20 protein-coding genes are annotated in these 15,723 nt (G+C 67.5%); 12 read left to right on the top strand and 8 right to left on the bottom strand.

The features are described 5' to 3' along the window. Positions 1-11 precede the first annotated feature (11 nt). The 10 genes from CEF10_RS08660 (at position 12) to CEF10_RS08615 (ending at position 8,206) form a co-directional block, all read left to right on the top strand. Complete coding sequence (locus CEF10_RS08660; RefSeq protein WP_101067743.1) at positions 12-359, top strand: RidA family protein; 348 nt, start codon at positions 12-14, stop codon at positions 357-359. Positions 360-467: 108 nt separating this feature from the next. Beyond that, a complete protein-coding gene (aroA, locus tag CEF10_RS08655) occupies positions 468-1,793 on the top strand; it encodes a 3-phosphoshikimate 1-carboxyvinyltransferase (RefSeq protein ID WP_101067796.1) in 1,326 nt (441 codons plus the stop codon). A 60-nt stretch (positions 1,794-1,853) separates the two neighbouring features. Then, complete coding sequence (gene cmk, locus CEF10_RS08650; protein WP_101067742.1) at positions 1,854-2,477, top strand: (d)CMP kinase; 624 nt, start codon at positions 1,854-1,856, stop codon at positions 2,475-2,477. 118 nt (positions 2,478-2,595) lie between these two features. Next, on the top strand, positions 2,596-2,985 hold the full coding sequence (locus CEF10_RS08645; RefSeq protein WP_101067741.1) for a DUF4168 domain-containing protein: 390 nt from the start codon (positions 2,596-2,598) through the stop codon (positions 2,983-2,985). 244 nt (positions 2,986-3,229) lie between these two features. Further along, positions 3,230-4,915 carry a 30S ribosomal protein S1 gene (rpsA, locus tag CEF10_RS08640; protein WP_101067740.1) on the top strand — a complete coding sequence of 562 codons (1,686 nt, stop codon included), beginning with the start codon at positions 3,230-3,232 and terminating at the stop codon, positions 4,913-4,915. A 278-nt stretch (positions 4,916-5,193) separates the two neighbouring features. Next, positions 5,194-5,475 carry an integration host factor subunit beta gene (gene ihfB, locus CEF10_RS08635; RefSeq protein ID WP_101067739.1) on the top strand — a complete coding sequence of 94 codons (282 nt, stop codon included), beginning with the start codon at positions 5,194-5,196 and terminating at the stop codon, positions 5,473-5,475. Positions 5,476-5,479: 4 nt separating this feature from the next. Then, complete coding sequence (locus CEF10_RS08630; RefSeq protein ID WP_101067738.1) at positions 5,480-5,830, top strand: lipopolysaccharide assembly protein LapA domain-containing protein; 351 nt, start codon at positions 5,480-5,482, stop codon at positions 5,828-5,830. Positions 5,831-5,835: 5 nt separating this feature from the next. Beyond that, positions 5,836-6,492: a phosphoribosylanthranilate isomerase gene (locus CEF10_RS08625; protein WP_101067737.1), complete on the top strand. Its 657-nt coding sequence runs from the start codon at positions 5,836-5,838 to the stop codon at positions 6,490-6,492. A gap of 106 nt (positions 6,493-6,598) precedes the next feature. After that, positions 6,599-7,828, top strand: coding sequence for a tryptophan synthase subunit beta (gene trpB, locus CEF10_RS08620; protein WP_101067736.1), 1,230 nt, complete (start codon positions 6,599-6,601; stop codon positions 7,826-7,828). A 33-nt stretch (positions 7,829-7,861) separates the two neighbouring features. Then, a complete protein-coding gene (locus CEF10_RS08615; RefSeq protein ID WP_101067735.1) occupies positions 7,862-8,206 on the top strand; it encodes a hypothetical protein in 345 nt (114 codons plus the stop codon). Positions 8,207-8,215: 9 nt separating this feature from the next. On the opposite strand, the gene CEF10_RS08610 is transcribed toward CEF10_RS08615, so the two are convergent. The 7 genes from CEF10_RS08610 to CEF10_RS08580 form a co-directional block, all read right to left on the bottom strand. Beyond that, positions 8,216-8,596, bottom strand: a complete 381-nt coding sequence (locus CEF10_RS08610) for a DUF2237 family protein (protein WP_101067734.1) — start codon at positions 8,594-8,596, stop codon at positions 8,216-8,218. A gap of 68 nt (positions 8,597-8,664) precedes the next feature. Continuing rightward, positions 8,665-8,985 (bottom strand): antibiotic biosynthesis monooxygenase family protein, encoded by a 321-nt coding sequence (locus tag CEF10_RS08605; RefSeq protein ID WP_101067733.1) that lies wholly within the window; start codon positions 8,983-8,985, stop codon positions 8,665-8,667. Between the two features lie 71 nt (positions 8,986-9,056). Further along, on the bottom strand, positions 9,057-10,211 hold the full coding sequence (locus CEF10_RS08600; protein ID WP_101067795.1) for a serine hydrolase domain-containing protein: 1,155 nt from the start codon (positions 10,209-10,211) through the stop codon (positions 9,057-9,059). Between the two features lie 81 nt (positions 10,212-10,292). Continuing rightward, entirely contained in the window at positions 10,293-10,985 is a 693-nt protein-coding gene (gene pth / locus CEF10_RS08595) for an aminoacyl-tRNA hydrolase (RefSeq protein ID WP_101067732.1), read from the bottom strand. Between the two features lie 129 nt (positions 10,986-11,114). Continuing rightward, positions 11,115-11,777 carry a 50S ribosomal protein L25/general stress protein Ctc gene (locus CEF10_RS08590; protein WP_101067794.1) on the bottom strand — a complete coding sequence of 221 codons (663 nt, stop codon included), beginning with the start codon at positions 11,775-11,777 and terminating at the stop codon, positions 11,115-11,117. 129 nt (positions 11,778-11,906) lie between these two features. Then, positions 11,907-12,536, bottom strand: a complete 630-nt coding sequence (locus CEF10_RS08585) for a hypothetical protein (protein WP_101067731.1) — start codon at positions 12,534-12,536, stop codon at positions 11,907-11,909. Positions 12,537-12,594: 58 nt separating this feature from the next. Next, a complete protein-coding gene (locus CEF10_RS08580) occupies positions 12,595-13,761 on the bottom strand; it encodes an alpha-hydroxy acid oxidase (RefSeq protein WP_101067730.1) in 1,167 nt (388 codons plus the stop codon). Positions 13,762-13,874: 113 nt separating this feature from the next. Between CEF10_RS08580 and CEF10_RS08575 the strand changes: the two genes are divergently transcribed. Next, entirely contained in the window at positions 13,875-14,312 is a 438-nt protein-coding gene (locus tag CEF10_RS08575; protein WP_101067729.1) for a MaoC family dehydratase, read from the top strand. A 22-nt stretch (positions 14,313-14,334) separates the two neighbouring features. Continuing rightward, complete coding sequence (locus tag CEF10_RS08570) at positions 14,335-15,108, top strand: ZIP family metal transporter (protein ID WP_232796445.1); 774 nt, start codon at positions 14,335-14,337, stop codon at positions 15,106-15,108. A gap of 65 nt (positions 15,109-15,173) precedes the next feature. On the opposite strand, the gene CEF10_RS08565 is transcribed toward CEF10_RS08570, so the two are convergent. Next, positions 15,174-15,650: an Hsp20/alpha crystallin family protein gene (locus CEF10_RS08565; protein WP_101067728.1), complete on the bottom strand. Its 477-nt coding sequence runs from the start codon at positions 15,648-15,650 to the stop codon at positions 15,174-15,176. Positions 15,651-15,723 lie beyond the last annotated feature (73 nt).

The following is a 15,723-nucleotide window of genomic DNA, read 5'->3' as shown; positions in this document are numbered from 1 at the left end:
GGACCAAGGACATGACTGAGATCACTCGCCACCACGTCGGCGACCGGATGAGCCAGATGGTCATCCACAATGGCACCGTCTGGCTTGCCGGGCAGGTCGGCACGCCTGGCGACAGCGTGACCGCGCAAACCCGCGCTTGCCTGGAAAAGGTCGAGGCGCTTCTGGCCCAGGCCGGCTCGGACACCACGCGGATCCTGCAGGCGACGATCTGGGTGGCGGACATGGCCGATTTCGCCGAGATGAATGCCGTCTGGGATGCATGGGTGCCTGCGGGGCATGCGCCGGCGCGCGCCTGCGGCGAGGCGAAGCTCGCCCTGCCCGACCTGAAGGTCGAGGTGATCGTGGTCGCCGCGGCCTGAGCCGCGCGACCGGGGCGATGGACGCCGCCGGGCGCTTGGGCTATCAGGCCGGGCAGACCCCGTCCGAGGAAAGGCACGCCCATGTCCGGCCACGGCCCCGCGACCCGCATGACCGCCCGCAGCGGCGGCCCGCTGACCGGCACGGCGCAGGTGCCCGGAGACAAGTCGATCAGCCATCGCGCGCTGATCCTGGGCGCGCTCAGCGTGGGCGAGACCCGGATCACCGGTTTGCTGGAAGGGCAGGACGTGCTGGATACCGCGCGGGCCATGCGTGCCTTCGGCGCCGAAGTCACCGACATGGGCGGCGGCGCGTGGTCGGTTCACGGCGTGGGCGTGGGCGGTTTCGCCGAGCCCGACCGGGTGATCGACTGCGGCAACTCCGGCACAGGGGTGCGGCTCATCATGGGGGCGATGGCGACATCGCCCGTGACCGCGACCTTCACCGGAGATGCCAGCCTGAACGCGCGTCCGATGGCGCGGGTGACAGACCCGCTGGCGCTGTTCGGCGCGCAGGTGCTGGGCCGTGCGGGGGGGCGGCTACCGATGACGCTGCGCGGGGCCGCGGCGCCGGTGCCGGTGGATTACACCGTGCCCGTGCCCTCGGCGCAGGTGAAATCGGCAGTGCTGCTGGCCGGGCTGAACGCGCCGGGCCAGACCGTGGTGACCGAGGCCGAGCCCACCCGCGACCACACCGAACGCATGCTCGCGGGCTTCGGTGCGCGGATCGAGACGGAGGAGAGGGATGGCGGTTGCGTCATAACGCTGACAGGCCAGCCCGAGCTGACACCGCAGCAGATCGCGGTGCCGCGCGACCCGTCGAGCGCGGCGTTTCCCGTCTGCGCGGCGCTGATCGTCGAGGGCTCGGACGTCCTGGTGCCCAACATCGGGTTGAACCCCACCCGCGCGGGGCTGTTCACCACGTTGCGCGACATGGGGGCGAACCTTGACTACGAGAACACGCGCGAGGAAGGCGGCGAGCCGGTGGCGGACCTGCGCGCGCGCTTCTCGCCCGGTCTGACGGGGATCGAGGTGCCCCCCGCGCGCGCCGCCAGCATGATCGACGAATATCCCGTCCTGTCCGTCGTGGCCGCCTGCGCCGAGGGGCCGACCGTGATGCGCGGCGTGGGCGAGTTGCGCGTGAAGGAAAGCGACCGCATCGCCGCCATGGCCGCCGGGCTGCGCGCGAACGGTGTCGAGGTCGAGGAAGGCGAGGACTGGTGGATCGTCCACGGCCGCGGCGCGGGCGGCGTGCCGGGCGGGGCGACCTGCGCAAGCCACCTGGACCACCGCATTGCCATGTCTTTCCTGGTGCTCGGACTGGCCGCGTGGCGGCCCGTGGGCGTGGATGATGGCGGGCCGATTGCCACCTCCTTTCCGGTGTTCGAACCGCTGATGGCGGGGCTGGGCGCGGATATCCGCCGCGACGGGGCTTGAGAGCCGCGCGCGCGTCGCGTAACGCTTGGGTCCCCGAAAAGACGGCAGAAAGGGCTTCGCATGGCGTTCACCATCGCGATCGACGGGCCGGCGGCGGCGGGCAAGGGCACCGTGGCCAAGGCGTTGGCGGCACATTTCGGATACGCGCATCTGGACACCGGGCTGCTCTACCGCGCCACCGGACGGCGCACTCTGGACGGCACCGACCCGCTGGACGCCGCCCGGGCGCTGGAGCCCGCCGACCTGGAGGCCGGCGACCTGCGCACGCCCGACGTGGCGCAGGCCGCCAGCCATGTCGCCGCGCTGCCCGAGGTGCGGCAGGCCCTCGTGGATTTTCAGCGCGCCTTCGCCAGCCGGGCGGGCGGCGCGGTGCTCGACGGGCGCGACATCGGCACGGTCATCTGCCCCGAGGCCGACGTGAAGCTTTTCGTCACCGCCAGCGACGAGACCCGCGCGGAGCGCCGGCAGAAGGAACTGCGCGAGAAGGGGCACGGCGCCGGTTTCGACGAGGTTCTGGCCGACCTGCGGGCCCGCGACGCGCGCGACAGCGCCCGCGCCGCCGCCCCGCTCAGGCCCGCCGAGGATGCCGTCACGCTCGACACGACCCGGATGACCATCGACGAGGCTGTCGCGGCCGCGATCGAGATCGTGAACGCGGCCCGGGCCGATCGCGCGCGCGCCTGAGTGTCCGGCCACTGATTTCCTGCGCACCGGTTGCGTGTCGCCCAAGACCGCATACGTATTGGTGCCGGGGCCGCGGGACATGCCTGTTGGCCCGTCACACCAATTTTCAGGAGGTTTCATGTCCCTCAACCGGACACTGACGGCAACGACCACGGCCCTCGCGCTCGCGCTGGCATCCGCACCCATCACGGCGCTGACGGCGCAGAGCGCCGCGGCCCAGGACACGCAGGCCTATTCCGATGCCAAGATCGAGGCGTTCACCACGGCGATGATGGACGTCGAGACCGTGCGCCGGGACTACATCCCCAAGGTGAAGGCCGCCGGCTCGGACGACGAGAAGGCCGCGCTGGTCAAGGAGGCCAACGGCGCCATGGCGCAGGCGATCAAGGACGCCGACAACATCACCGTGGACGAATACGTCAGCATCTCGGAAGCGGCGGGCCAGGACAAGGCGCTTGCCGATCGCATCACGGCACGCGTCAAGGAAATGCGCGGCTCGGCCGAGTGACCCGCGCGCCCGCGGGTCGTTCGTCCGCGGGCCGCCACGCACCGGGGGCTTGATTGCCGCGCGCGCGCAGGCTATAGCGCGCGTGTCGACACGGCGGACACCGCCACAAGGCCAAGAGATCGAGCAGGGCCGGCCAACCGGCCCTCTTTGTTTTGTGGGCTGCCTGACCAACGATCCCCATCAAGACCGGCGGAGACAACCGCGCGGCCGGAAAAATCGACCAGACGAAGGAAAACACTGCCACATGGCTCAGAACGCATCCATGGAGGAATTCGAAGCCCTCCTCGAAGAAAGCTTCGAAATGGACACGCCCCAGGAGGGCACGGTCGTCAAGGGCAAGGTCATCGCCATCGAGGCGGGCCAGGCCATCATCGATGTCGGCTACAAGATGGAAGGCCGGGTCGATCTCAAGGAATTCGCGAACCCGGGCGAGAACGCGGAACTCGAAGTCGGCGACGAGGTCGAGGTTTACCTTCGCGCCGCCGAGAACGCAAAGGGCGAGGCCGTCATCAGCCGCGAGATGGCCCGCCGCGAGGAAGCCTGGGACCGGCTGGAAAAGGCCTATGCGAACGACGAACGCGTCGAGGGCGCCATCTTCGGCCGCGTCAAGGGTGGCTTCACCGTGGATCTGGGCGGCGCCGTGGCGTTCCTGCCCGGCAGCCAGGTCGACGTGCGCCCCGTGCGCGACGCCGGCCCGCTGATGGGTCTCAAGCAGCCCTTCCAGATCCTCAAGATGGACCGTCGCCGCGGCAACATCGTGGTCAGCCGTCGCGCCATCCTCGAGGAAAGCCGCGCCGAACAGCGCGCCGAGGTCATCGCCAAGCTCAGCGAGGGCGACACCGTGGAAGGCGTGGTGAAGAACATCACCGAATACGGCGCCTTCGTCGACCTGGGCGGCGTGGACGGCCTGCTGCACGTCACCGACATGGCGTGGCGCCGGGTCAACCACCCCTCCGAGATCCTGTCGATCGGCGAGACCGTCAAGGTTCAGGTCATCAAGATCAACAAGGAAACCCACCGCATCAGCCTCGGCATGAAGCAGCTGCAGGAGGATCCGTGGGACATGGTCGCCGCCAAGTACCCGATCGGATCGGTCCATACCGGCCGCGTGACCAACATCACCGACTACGGCGCCTTCGTGGAGCTGGAGCCGGGGGTCGAGGGCCTTGTCCACGTCTCCGAGATGAGCTGGACCAAGAAGAACGTGCACCCCGGCAAGATCGTCTCGACCAGCCAGGAGGTCGACGTGATGGTGCTCGAGATCGACCAGGCCAAGCGCCGCGTCAGCCTCGGGCTCAAGCAGACCCAGCGCAACCCGTGGGAGGTCTTCGCCGAAACCCACCCCGTGGGCACCGAGGTCGAGGGCGAGGTCAAGAACATAACCGAGTTCGGCCTGTTCATCGGCCTGCCCGGCGACATCGACGGCATGGTGCACCTGTCGGATCTTTCCTGGGACGAGCGCGGCGAGGAGGCGATCCAGAACTACAAGAAGGGCGACGTGGTCAAGGCGGTCGTCTCGGAAGTCGACGTCGAGAAGGAGCGTATCTCGCTGTCCATCAAGGCGCTCGAGGGCGACCCCTTCGCGGAGGCCATCGGTGGCGTGAAGCGTGGCTCGATCATCACCGTCGAGGTGACCGCGATCGAGGACGGTGGCATCGAGGTGGAATACGACGGGCTCAAGAGCTTCATCCGTCGCTCCGACCTGAGCCGCGATCGCTCCGAGCAGCGCCCCGACCGCTTCAGCGTCGGTGACAAGGTGGACGTCCGTGTGACCAACGTCGACACGAAGTCGCGCCGTCTCGGCCTGTCGATCAAGGCGCGCGAGATCGCCGAGGAAAAGGAAGCCGTGGAACAGTACGGCAGTTCCGATTCCGGTGCATCCCTGGGCGATATCCTCGGCGCGGCGCTGAAGGGCGAGGACGAAAAGTAACGCCGGCCGCACGCCGCCGCGACACATCGGATGGCCCCGCCGGCGTCGGCGGGGCCGTTTTCGTTGCGGGCGAATCAGCCCCTGCCGGGATGATGAGGCCCGCCGAATTCGGCGCGCGCCGCGCCGGTCTGCCCGGCAGTTTTTCGCGCACGCCCGTGGTGGCGGGGAATTTCCTCCATGGCGGCACAGGCTTTCTGTTTCGGATTCTTCCGCTTCTGTCTACAGTTAGGCCGTGGTATGTTCGTCACGACCGTGGAATGTCCGGGGGGACCAGGCCGATGATCCGATCGGAATTGATTCAGAAGATCGCCGACGAGAACCCGCATCTTTACCAAAGGGATGTCGAGCGGATCGTGAGCACGATATTCAACGAGATCACGGATGCGCTGGCGCAGGGCAACCGAGTGGAATTGCGCGGCTTCGGGGCATTCTCGGTGAAGAAGCGTGACGCGCGTACGGCACGCAACCCCCGGACGGGCGAATCGGTGCACGTGGAGGAGAAGTGCGTGCCGTTCTTCAAGACGGGTAAGCTTCTGCGCGACCGTCTGAACGGGAAGTGAAAGCATGCGGTATGTTCGCTACGCCTCCATCGGGGTATTCGCCATCGCCCTGGTCCTGCTGGCGCTTGCCAACCGGCAGATGGTGTCGGTGCAGGTCCTGCCCGACGAACTGGCCGGTCTTGCCGCGCTGAACCCGCGCATGGAAGTGCCGCTTTTCGTGGTGATCTTCGGCGGGGTCGTGGCCGGGCTGGTGATCGGTTTCATCTGGGAATGGATCCGGGAGGCGAAGGAACGCGCCGCCGCAGCGCGGCAGGCGCGCGAGATGCGCGCATTGCGCGCGGAGGTCAAGCGCCTCAAGGGTGAGCGCAACGAGGGCAAGGACGAGGTGCTCGCCATACTCGACGAGGCGAGCTGACCCGAATGGCCCAGGATATCCGGGTGAAGATCTGCGGGCTGACCGACCCCGCCGACATTCCCGCGGCGTTGCTGGCGGGGGCGTCCTATGTCGGTTTCGTGTTTTATGAGCCGTCGCCGCGCCACCTCGAGTTGGACCGGGCCGCCTTCATGGCGCAGTCCGTGCCCGAAGGGATCACGCGCGTCGCGCTGACCGTCGATGCCGATGACGCGATGCTGGACGTCCTGACCGGCGCGGTGCCCATCGACATGCTGCAATTGCACGGGAACGAAAGCCCGGCCCGCGTGACCGAGGTGAAACAGCGCACCGGCCTGCCGGTTATGAAAGCGGTTGGCGTGGCCACGGAAACCGACCTCACGCAGCTTGATTTCTATGCCCGCGTGGCCGACCAGCTTCTGGTGGATGCCAAGCCGCCCGAGGGGGCCACGCGGCCCGGCGGTAACGCCCTGGCCTTCGACTGGCGGCTGATCGCGGGACGGAAGTGGACCGTGCCGTGGATGCTGGCGGGCGGGCTGACGCCGGACAACGTCGGCGACGCGATCCGGCTCACCGGGGCGCGGCAGGTCGACGTTTCGTCGGGCGTCGAAAGCCGGAGGGGCGAGAAGGACGCGGAGCTCATGCGCCGCTTCGTCGATGCCGCAACGGGCCGGCTGAGGGCCTGAAGATGGATCCGCCGCCACGCGTGGCCCGGCCGGGCGGATTGGGCTGGAAAATTCTCGCCGCGCATCATATTCACCCCGAGGCGGCACAGACCGGAAGGCACTTGCGATGAACGACCTTGTCAACAGCTTCATGACCGGCCCGGACGAACGCGGCCGCTTCGGCGATTTCGGCGGCCGGTTCGTGTCCGAGACGCTGATGCCGCTGATCCTCGAACTCGACGAGCAGTACCAGCACGCCAAGACCGACGACAGCTTCTGGGCCGAGATGCAGCATCTCTGGACGCACTACGTCGGCCGTCCCAGCCCGCTTTATTTCGCAGAGCGCCTGACCGAGCATCTTGGCGGTGCCAAGGTCTACATGAAGCGCGACGAACTCAACCACACCGGCGCGCACAAGATCAACAACGTGCTGGGCCAGATCATCCTGGCCAAGCGAATGGGCAAGACCCGCATCATCGCCGAGACGGGCGCCGGCCAGCACGGTGTCGCCACGGCCACGGTCTGCGCCAAGTTCGGGCTGCAATGCGTGGTCTACATGGGCGCGCACGACGTGGAACGGCAGCGCCCCAACGTGTTCCGCATGAAGCTGCTGGGGGCCGAGGTCGTGCCCGTGACCTCGGGGCGCGGCACGCTCAAGGACGCGATGAACGACGCGTTGCGGGACTGGGTGACCAACGTGCGCGACACTTTCTACTGCATCGGCACCGTGGCCGGCCCGCATCCATACCCGGCGATGGTCCGCGACTTCCAGTCGATCATCGGCAAGGAGGTGCGCGAGCAAATGCAGGCCGCGGAAGGCCGGTTGCCCGACACCGTGATCGCCGCCATCGGCGGCGGGTCCAATGCGATGGGGCTGTTCTATCCGTTTCTCGACGACGCCGAGGTCAACATCATCGGGGTCGAGGCGGGCGGCAAGGGCGTCAACGACGACATGGAGCATTGCGCATCCCTGACAGGGGGGCGGCCGGGCGTGCTGCACGGCAACCGCACATACCTGCTGCAGGACGACGACGGGCAGATCCTGGAAGGATACTCGATCTCCGCGGGGCTGGATTATCCCGGTATCGGGCCGGAACATTCCTGGCTGCACGATTCGGGACGTGCCGCGTATGTCAGCATCACCGACGCCGAGGCACTGGAGGCGTTCCAGCTGTGCTGCGCGAAGGAGGGGATCATTCCCGCGCTGGAGCCCAGCCATGCGCTGGCGCATGTGACCAAGATCGCCCCCGACCTGCCCGGCGATCACATTATCTGCATGAACATGTGCGGCCGCGGGGACAAGGACATCTTCACCGTCGGCCGTCACCTGGGGTACGACATGGAAAGCGGCGACTGACCGGTCGGCCCGCGTGATGACAGGAGGCATGCCATGCTGCGGGGCGTGCTGCGACTTGCCGCTCCGGCCCTTGCCCTGGTCCTGTTTGCCGGCGCGGTGTACCCGGCCGACCTCGAAGGCACCTACGCGCTCAATTGCGCGAAGGCCCTCGATGACGGCAAGGTGCGGATCGCGGGCGACACGATCCGGTTCTGGGAAAGCACCTGCCGGCTGACCAACCCGGTGCCCGTGCGCGATATGACGGGCGCCGTCCTTTATGACATGGTGTGCCGGGGCGAGGGGCAGGAATGGGCATCGCGCGTGCTGCTCATGCCCACGGACGACGGGCTCGTGCGGGTCGAGGCGGGCTTTGCGATGACCTATGAACGCTGCCGCTGAGCGCGCGTTTCAGGCGCGTTCGGCGTATTCCTCCAGAATGCGCATCGGCACAACGTCGAGCGCCCGTCGGTGCGTCGCGTCGAGTCGCACCCGCGGCGCGCAGCCGTCGTCGTGCGCCTGCAGGAAGCGGCTGGCACACAGGCACCAGTGATCTCCGGGCTTGAGCCCCGGGAAGCCGAACTCGGGACGCGGGGTGCTCAGGTCGTTGCCCACGTACTTGGAGTAGGCCAGGAACTCGGCCGTCATCGTCGCGCATACCGTGTGGCTGCCCCGGTCCTCGGCACAGGTGTTGCAGTGGCCGTCGCGGAAAAAGCCGGTGATGGGGTCGGCTTCGGAACAGGGGGCGAGCGTTTCCCCCAGGACGTTGATCGCGGGATCTTTCGAGATCATGGCGCACCCTCCGCTTGCTGCACGGTGTAATCTAGTCCGGTTGGCGGGCACCGCAAAGCACGCTGTACTCAACCCTCGCGCAGAACGGTTTCGAAGCCTTCGAACTGCGGTGGCTCCAGCAGCGCGTCCCGTGTCGCGGATGCGCCAGCGTTGCGATGCGCGTCGCGGAACTGTTCCGACTTCGTCCAGGCCTCGAAATCGGCGCGGCTGTCCCAGATCACATGGCTGGAATACAGCCGGTACCCGTCACCCTCCGGCCCCTTGAGAAGGCGGAATTCGCGAAAGCCTTCCATCTCGGACAGGCGGCTTTCCCGGGCTTTCCACATCGCCTCGAAATCGGCCTCCGCGCCTTGGCGTACCTTGAAACGGTTCATCGCGATGAAGCTCATGTTCTCTCCTTGTTGCGTGGGCCAGCGCCGTGGGGCGAGTAAACGCACCTGATCGCGACGGATCAAGGGCTTCAGAGCGCGTCGGCGATACGGCGGAACATGGCGAGGTTGGATGCGTGCACCCCATCGTCGCGGAACGCGCGGTCGGCGGCGGTGGTCACGATGACCACGTCGCGCGCGCGGTCGATCCAGATGTACTGCCCGTAAACGCCGCGGGCCATCGCCTCGCCGTCGCCGGGCACCCACCAGTGCAGGCCGTAGGCCGGATCGTCCGGCGCGGTCGGCGCGCTGGGCCGGGTGGCACGGGCGATCCAGTCGCGCGGCACGACCTGCCGGCCCTGCCAGCGCCCGCCCTGAAGGATCATCTGGCCGAAGCGCGCGTAGTCGCGCGTGGTCATGTTCAGCCCGCCGAGCGCAAAGGCCACGCCCTCGCCGTCGGTCAGGTAAAGGGGCGCGCGTTCCACGCCCAGCGGCGCGATGATCTTCTCGCCCATCAACGCGGGCAGGCCGCGCCCCGTCGCGCCGCGGATCACCATGGCCAGCGCGTGGGTGTCGATCGAGACGTAATGCCAATCCGCGCCCGGTGCGGCGCGCGTTTCCGTCAGCCGGGCGGTGAAACCGTCCATCGTGCCGCCGAGGGCCAGCACGCGCCCCATCCGGTTGATGTCGGAATCGTGGTCCAGGTAATCCTCGTCGAAGGCCACGCCGCTGGCCATCTGCAACACGTTGCGGATGCTGGCGCCGTCATAGGCACTGCCGGCCAGCGCGGGGGCGTGGGCCGTCACTCGGGTGTCGAGCGACGTGATCGCCCCCTCTTCGTGCAGCACGCCCAGCAGCGCCGAGAGAAAGCTCTTGGACACCGACCAGCCGATGCGCAGGTCGTCAGGGCCGGTCCCCCGGTGGTAGCTTTCGTGCACGATCCGCCCATCGTGCAGCACCAGAAGCGAGGTGACGGCGCGGGCCTCGATCCAGGCATTTGCACCCTCGGGCAGTGCCATGGCCGCGCCGTCCGGCAAGGGGGCCACCGGGCGGTCGCCGCGGGGCACCGGCGCGGTCAGGAACGCCGCGTCCATGTTCGAGAAATTGCCGACGATGCGGCCCGCGTCGAAAAGCGTGTTGACCGTCCACAGCCGACGCAGCTCGTCACGGTTCCACAGCCCCACGGCCAGCGCCGCGAGCAGCAGCAAAAGGGTCAGCCGACCCGCCCACGCCAGGAACTTGCGCATCTTCGCCTCCGCGTCGCCCCGTGACAGCAAAGCACCGCCGGATGCCGTGGGCAAGACTGGCGCGGCGGCGCGGCCGCGCGATCAGCGGAACTTGTCGACGAGTTTCTGCAGCGGTGTGCGGGTGTCGGACTCGTCCGGCTTTTCTGCACGTTTCGCCCCGGTGGCGGGTGTGTCCTCCGCAGCCTTCCTTGGCGCCGGTTTCGGCTCCGGTGCGCGCCGCTGTGCCACGGCGTTGAGAAACCTGTCGTTGCGCCCTTCCGCCAGGTCGGGGGCACCGTCGCTGACGCCGCGCAGAAGGTCGTCGAGCCAGTCGGCATCGGCCTTTGCGAAATCCTGCAGCACGTAGTGGGTGACAAGGTCCTTGCGGCCGGGGTGGCCGATTCCCAGGCGCACCCTCTGGTAGGCCTCGCCGATGTGCTGGTGCAGCGACCGCAGGCCGTTGTGGCCGGCGTGCCCGCCACCGGTCTTTACGCGCACCTTGCCGGGCGCGAGGTCCAGTTCGTCGTGAAACACGGTCACGTCCGCCGGTTCCAGCTTGTAGAACCGCATCGCCTCGCCCACCGACTGGCCTGAGAGGTTCATGAAGGTCTCGGGCTTGAGAAGCAGCACCTTCTCGGAGCCAAGCCGCCCCTCGGTCAGCGCGCCGTGGAACTTGCCCTTCCACGCGCCGAAGCCGTGGTCCTGCGCGATCCGGTCGACGGCCATGAAGCCGATGTTGTGACGGTTGCGCGCATACTTGGCGCCGGGGTTGCCGAGGCCCACGAAGAGTTGCATCGCCCTGTTTCCCTGCGGTGTCACGGTCGATCTACGCTGTGTGCGCCGCGGAATCAATCGTCGCCGGTGCGAACGCAAAACGCGGCCCGAGGGGGCCGCGTTCCGGGTTCCGGCGTTCAAGCGGCGGTATTACGCCTCGCTCTCCCCGGGGGCTTCCTCCTCGCCAACCGTGGGTACCTCGTCGGCGTCCGCTTCCTCTGCTTCCTCGTCGTCGGATTTCAGTGCGGACGGCGCGGAGACCGAGCAGATCATGAAATCGCGGTCGATCGTGGGCTTGCTGCCTTTCGGAAGTTCGACCTGGCTGATCGACACGCTGTCGTTGATGTCGAGCCCCGCGAGATCGACGACGACCTTCTCGGGGATGTCGCCGGCGGTCACGATCAGTTCGATCTCGTTGCGGACCACGGTCAGAACGCCGCCGCGCTTGATGCCGGGGGCTTCTTCCTCGTTCACGAACTCGACGGGGATGAACAGGTTGATCTTCGTCGTGCGGCGCAGGCGCAGCAGGTCGAAATGGACGGGCAGGTCCTTGACCACGTCGCGCTGGACGTCGCGGCAGATCACGCGCACGTCATCGTGGCCCGGCACTTTCAGGTTGAACAGCGTCGACTTGAAGCGGCCGTCGGTGAGCCTTTTCATCAGCTCGTTGAAGGGGATGTTGATCGGAAGCGGATCGGTGTCGCCGCCGAACACGATGCCCGGAACCATGTGCGCGCGGCGCGCAGCACGGGCGGCGCCCTTGCCCGTCCCCGTGCGTTCCTGGGCGTGAAGATCAGGAATCTCTCCAGCCATGATTGTCTCCATAAGTTGGTGCGGGGCTCCTCCAAGGCTGTAACCCCGCGGTAAGCCTCGCCCTATAGACCAGCAATTGCAGCTTGGAAAGGCCCTTGGCGAGATTTTTGCGCCACCGGCGGGGCCGTGTCAGGCCGTCACGGGCGTCTCCAGATGCCCACCGGCGGCGAGCAGCCGGTCATAGAGCGCGTACTCGCGCGTGCGGGCGGCGCGGAACCTCGTCTCCACCTGCGGATCCAGCGTGGTATCGGCGGGCGGAGAGGCGTTCTTGGTCTTGGTGGTGAACCGCCGGTCGAGCCTGGCCTCGAGCCAGTCGTGGAACAGGCCCTTGCGCTCGTAGGCGAAAAGATGATCGACAAGCAGGTTTCCATCCCGGTCGGTCAGGAAGTTGAACTGGTTGCCCACCTTGGCGAATTCCGGCGGATCGCGGGCGATCAGCGCCTCGACGAAGTCCGAGAACCCAACGCCGGCGGCCGAGGCTGCCTTGTCGCGGGCCGCCGGGCGGCAGCGGTACCGGTACCAGCTGCGGGCGTGATCCAGCGGGTCGCGCATGACGGCCACCCGCTCCGGCGCAAGCCCGTGCGCCTCGCGCAGGTAGGGGGCAAGGTGACGGTGATACTTGCGCGCCGGCATGTGCTTGAGCGACGCCCGTCCGACGAAGGCGATGTCGGCCTGCGGCCGCAGCGCGGTATGATAGGCCGTGCTGCCGGTCTTGGGGGTCGCGAAAAGCACGATGTTGGCATCGACGAAGATCAGCATCGGGGCACCCCTGTCACGGTCGCCCCGTAATGCCGCCTGCGCGCCAGGCTGTCAAAGATCAGCTTTTCCAGCGGCCCTCGAAATCCTCCGGCACCAGCAGGATATCCTCGTCGAGGCCGGTCACGTCGGTTCGCCCGCACAGCGCCATCGATGTGTCGAGCTCCTTGTGGATGATCTCGAGCGCCTTCGTCACGCCCGCCTCGCCCATGGCGCCCAGCCCGTAGGTGAAGGCGCGCCCGATGTAGGTGCCCTTGGCCCCCATCGCGACGGCCTTGAGCACGTCCTGGCCCGAGCGGATGCCGCCGTCGAGGTGCACCTCGATCTTGTCGCCCACGGCGTCCATGATGGACGGCAGCGCGCGGATCGCGCTCAATGCACCGTCGAGCTGCCGGCCGCCGTGGTTGGACACGACGATGGCATCGGCGCCGACGTTCAGCGCCTCGCGCGCGTCGCGCGCGTCCATGATGCCCTTGATGATGACGGGGCCATCCCACATGCGGCGGAACTGCCTGATCTTCTCCCAGTCGAGCGAGGGGTCGAATGCCTCGGCCGTCCAGCGGGCGAGCGAGCCGGGGTCGCTGACGCCCTCGGCATGGCCCACGACGTTGCGGAACTCGCGCCGCTTGGTGCCCAGCATGCCCAGACCCCAGCGGACCTTGGTCATCATGTTGGCCACCGACTTCGGCGTCAGCTTGGGCGGTGCCGACAGCCCGTTCTTGATGTCCTTGTGGCGCTGGCCCATGACCTGAAGGTCCACGGTGATCACCAGCGCCGAGCACTTGGCAGCCGCCGCGCGCTCGAACAGCCGCTTCATGAACGCCTCGTCGCGGAGGGTATAGACCTGGAACCAGAAGGGTTTTTCGGTGTTCTCGGCCACGTCCTCGATCGAGCAGATCGACAGGGTGGACAGGGTGAAAGGCACGCCGAACTTCTCGGCCGCGCGGGCGGCCTTGATCTCGCCGTCGGCGTGCTGCATCCCCGTCAGCCCCACGGGCGCGAGCCCGACGGGCATCGCGACTTCCTGGCCCGCCATGGTGCTTTTCGTGCTGCGCCCGGCCATGTCGACGGCGACGCGCTGGCGCAGGTAGATGTCGCGGAAATCGGTCGTGTTCTCGCGAAAGGTTTGCTCGGTCCAGCTGCCTGTTTCCGCGTAGTCGTAGAACATGCGCGGCACGCGGCGTTCGTAGAGTTGCCTGAGGTCTTCGATATTGGTGATGGCAGGCATGGGCGACAGTCCCCCGGAAATTGGCTAATTTGGCTTACCAATCCGCCATGCATTGCGCAATCCGAAAGACCGGGGCAGGATCGCGCACGACGGTGCCAAGGGCAGGAGCGCGAATGTATCTCGACGATCTGGAGGAAGGATTCACCTTCGAAACCGAAAGCCGAACGCTGGACGAGGCAGAGATCGTGGACTTCGCCCGCCAGTGGGATCCGCAACCCTTTCACCTCGATGCCGAGGCGGCCGCCGCCTCGCCCTATGGCGGGATCATTGCCAGCGGGTTTCACACGATGCTTGTGGCGTTTCGCCTCACGCTCGAAGCGGGGATCTGGAACAAGGCCTCGATGGGGTCGCCCGGCATGGACGACATTCGCTGGCTGGTGCCGGTGCGCCCCGACGACACGCTGCGTGCGACAGGGCGGGTCGTGTCGCGGCGGTTCTCGGGCTCGCGGCCCGACCGCGGCCGCGCCGTCATCGCCTACGAGGTCCTCAACCAGGAGGATGCGGTGGTCATGACCTACACGGCCACGCACATCCTGCGTCGGCGCCCGTGACAGCCCGCACGAGGATTGGCGCATGAGCATGATCCTTGTCGGCGTCCTGTCCAGCCTGGTCGCGGGGCTGATGACGGGCATTGGCGCGATTCCCGTGCTGTTCGGACGGAGCGTGTCACAGCGGGCGTCCGACGCGATGCTGGGTTTCGCGGCGGGCGTGATGCTGTCGGCCTCCTACTTCTCGCTGATCCTGCCGGGGATCGAGGCGGGCGAGGCGGTGTATGGGTCCACGCCCCTTGCGGCCATCGTGGCCGCTCTGGGTATCGGCGCGGGGGCGGCGCTGGTGGCCGTCCTCGACGCGGTCCTGCCCCATCGCCACTTCGTGACCGGCCCGGAAGGCGCCGACCCGGGCGCACTGTCGCGGATCTGGCTGTTCGTGTTTGCCATCACCATCCACAACTTTCCCGAAGGCATGGCCGTCGGTGTCGGATTCGGCGGTGGCGACATGGCCAACGGTTTGTCGCTGGCCACCGGGATCGGGCTGCAGAACGCGCCCGAGGGCCTTGCCGTCGCGGTGGCGCTGCGCGGGCAGGGGTATCGCCCGGGCGTCGCGGTTCTGGTCGCGCTGGCCACGGGGTTGATCGAGCCCGTGGGCGGGCTGCTGGGGGTGAGCGCGGTGCAGCTTTCCGAACAGATGCTGGCGCCGGGACTGACCTTCGCCGCCGGTGCCATGCTTTATATCATCAGCCACGAGATCATCCCGGAAACGCACCGGCACGGTCATCAGAACGCCGCGACGACGGGTCTGGTCGTGGGGCTGGTCGTGATGATGCTGCTCGACGTGATCCTGGGCTGACGGTCACGCATGAAAGGGGCGCGCCTGCGCGGGCGCGCCCCCCTGATGCCGGGACTCCGTGCGGGTCAAGCGGCGCGCTTGACCTCGATCTTCTTGGCCTCGGGCGCCTCGCTCTCGGCCTTGGGCAGGGTGATGCGCAGTTCCCCGTTGGCGAATTGCGCCGACACCTTGTCCTCGTCGATCTCGGCGCCCAGCGGGATGTGGCGCTCGAACTGGCCACGGAACCGCTCGGTGACACGATGCCCCTCATCGCTGCGTTCGTCCTTGCGTTCGCCCCGCAGGGTCAGGACACCGTCACGGAGCATGACCTCGACATCCTTTTCTTCCATGCCGGGCAGTTCCGCCTCGACAACGATTTCGTCGTCCTTGTCGGTGATGTCGACGTGTGGCCAGCTGCCCGTCATCCCGAAGTCGCGCAGGACTTCGTCGAACAGCCGGTTCATGCCGCCGTGCAGCGCCAGGAACGGATCGTTGCCGCGGCTTGCGAAGCGGTCTGCCATCGGTGTCATGTCGGTTTTCCAGGGTGTCAAAGTGGGTGTCATCGTCAACCTCCTTTGCGTTTTCACAAAAGCCGTTCCACGAGACAGCCTTGCACGGCCCGCCGGTTCGGGCCGC

It is taken from the genome of Roseovarius salinarum (assembly GCF_002834145.1).
Lineage (GTDB): Bacteria > Pseudomonadota > Alphaproteobacteria > Rhodobacterales > Rhodobacteraceae > Roseovarius > Roseovarius salinarum.
Note: the sequence above shows the minus strand (reverse complement) of the source record. Positions and strands in the feature narration are given on the sequence as shown.

Bases quoted from the DNA above. Each gene is read 5' to 3' on its own strand.
- CEF10_RS08585 (WP_101067731.1), bottom strand. From the start codon at position 12,536: ATGCTGATCTTCGTCGATGCCAACATCGTGCTTTTCGCGACCCCCAAG.
- aroA (WP_101067796.1), top strand. From the start codon at position 468: ATGACCGCCCGCAGCGGCGGCCCGCTGACCGGCACGGCGCAGGTGCCC.
- CEF10_RS08580 (WP_101067730.1), bottom strand. From the start codon at position 13,761: ATGCCTGCCATCACCAATATCGAAGACCTCAGGCAACTCTACGAACGC.
- ihfB (WP_101067739.1), top strand. From the start codon at position 5,194: ATGATCCGATCGGAATTGATTCAGAAGATCGCCGACGAGAACCCGCAT.
- CEF10_RS08625 (WP_101067737.1), top strand. From the start codon at position 5,836: ATGGCCCAGGATATCCGGGTGAAGATCTGCGGGCTGACCGACCCCGCC.
- cmk (WP_101067742.1), top strand. From the start codon at position 1,854: ATGGCGTTCACCATCGCGATCGACGGGCCGGCGGCGGCGGGCAAGGGC.
- CEF10_RS08570 (WP_232796445.1), top strand. From the start codon at position 14,335: ATGAGCATGATCCTTGTCGGCGTCCTGTCCAGCCTGGTCGCGGGGCTG.
- CEF10_RS08575 (WP_101067729.1), top strand. From the start codon at position 13,875: ATGTATCTCGACGATCTGGAGGAAGGATTCACCTTCGAAACCGAAAGC.
- trpB (WP_101067736.1), top strand. From the start codon at position 6,599: ATGAACGACCTTGTCAACAGCTTCATGACCGGCCCGGACGAACGCGGC.
- CEF10_RS08645 (WP_101067741.1), top strand. From the start codon at position 2,596: ATGTCCCTCAACCGGACACTGACGGCAACGACCACGGCCCTCGCGCTC.
- CEF10_RS08605 (WP_101067733.1), bottom strand. From the start codon at position 8,985: ATGAGCTTCATCGCGATGAACCGTTTCAAGGTACGCCAAGGCGCGGAG.
- pth (WP_101067732.1), bottom strand. From the start codon at position 10,985: ATGCAACTCTTCGTGGGCCTCGGCAACCCCGGCGCCAAGTATGCGCGC.
- CEF10_RS08615 (WP_101067735.1), top strand. From the start codon at position 7,862: ATGCTGCGGGGCGTGCTGCGACTTGCCGCTCCGGCCCTTGCCCTGGTC.
- CEF10_RS08565 (WP_101067728.1), bottom strand. From the start codon at position 15,650: ATGACACCCACTTTGACACCCTGGAAAACCGACATGACACCGATGGCA.
- CEF10_RS08610 (WP_101067734.1), bottom strand. From the start codon at position 8,596: ATGATCTCGAAAGATCCCGCGATCAACGTCCTGGGGGAAACGCTCGCC.
- rpsA (WP_101067740.1), top strand. From the start codon at position 3,230: ATGGCTCAGAACGCATCCATGGAGGAATTCGAAGCCCTCCTCGAAGAA.
- CEF10_RS08600 (WP_101067795.1), bottom strand. From the start codon at position 10,211: ATGCGCAAGTTCCTGGCGTGGGCGGGTCGGCTGACCCTTTTGCTGCTG.
- CEF10_RS08630 (WP_101067738.1), top strand. From the start codon at position 5,480: ATGCGGTATGTTCGCTACGCCTCCATCGGGGTATTCGCCATCGCCCTG.
- CEF10_RS08660 (WP_101067743.1), top strand. From the start codon at position 12: ATGACTGAGATCACTCGCCACCACGTCGGCGACCGGATGAGCCAGATG.
- CEF10_RS08590 (WP_101067794.1), bottom strand. From the start codon at position 11,777: ATGGCTGGAGAGATTCCTGATCTTCACGCCCAGGAACGCACGGGGACG.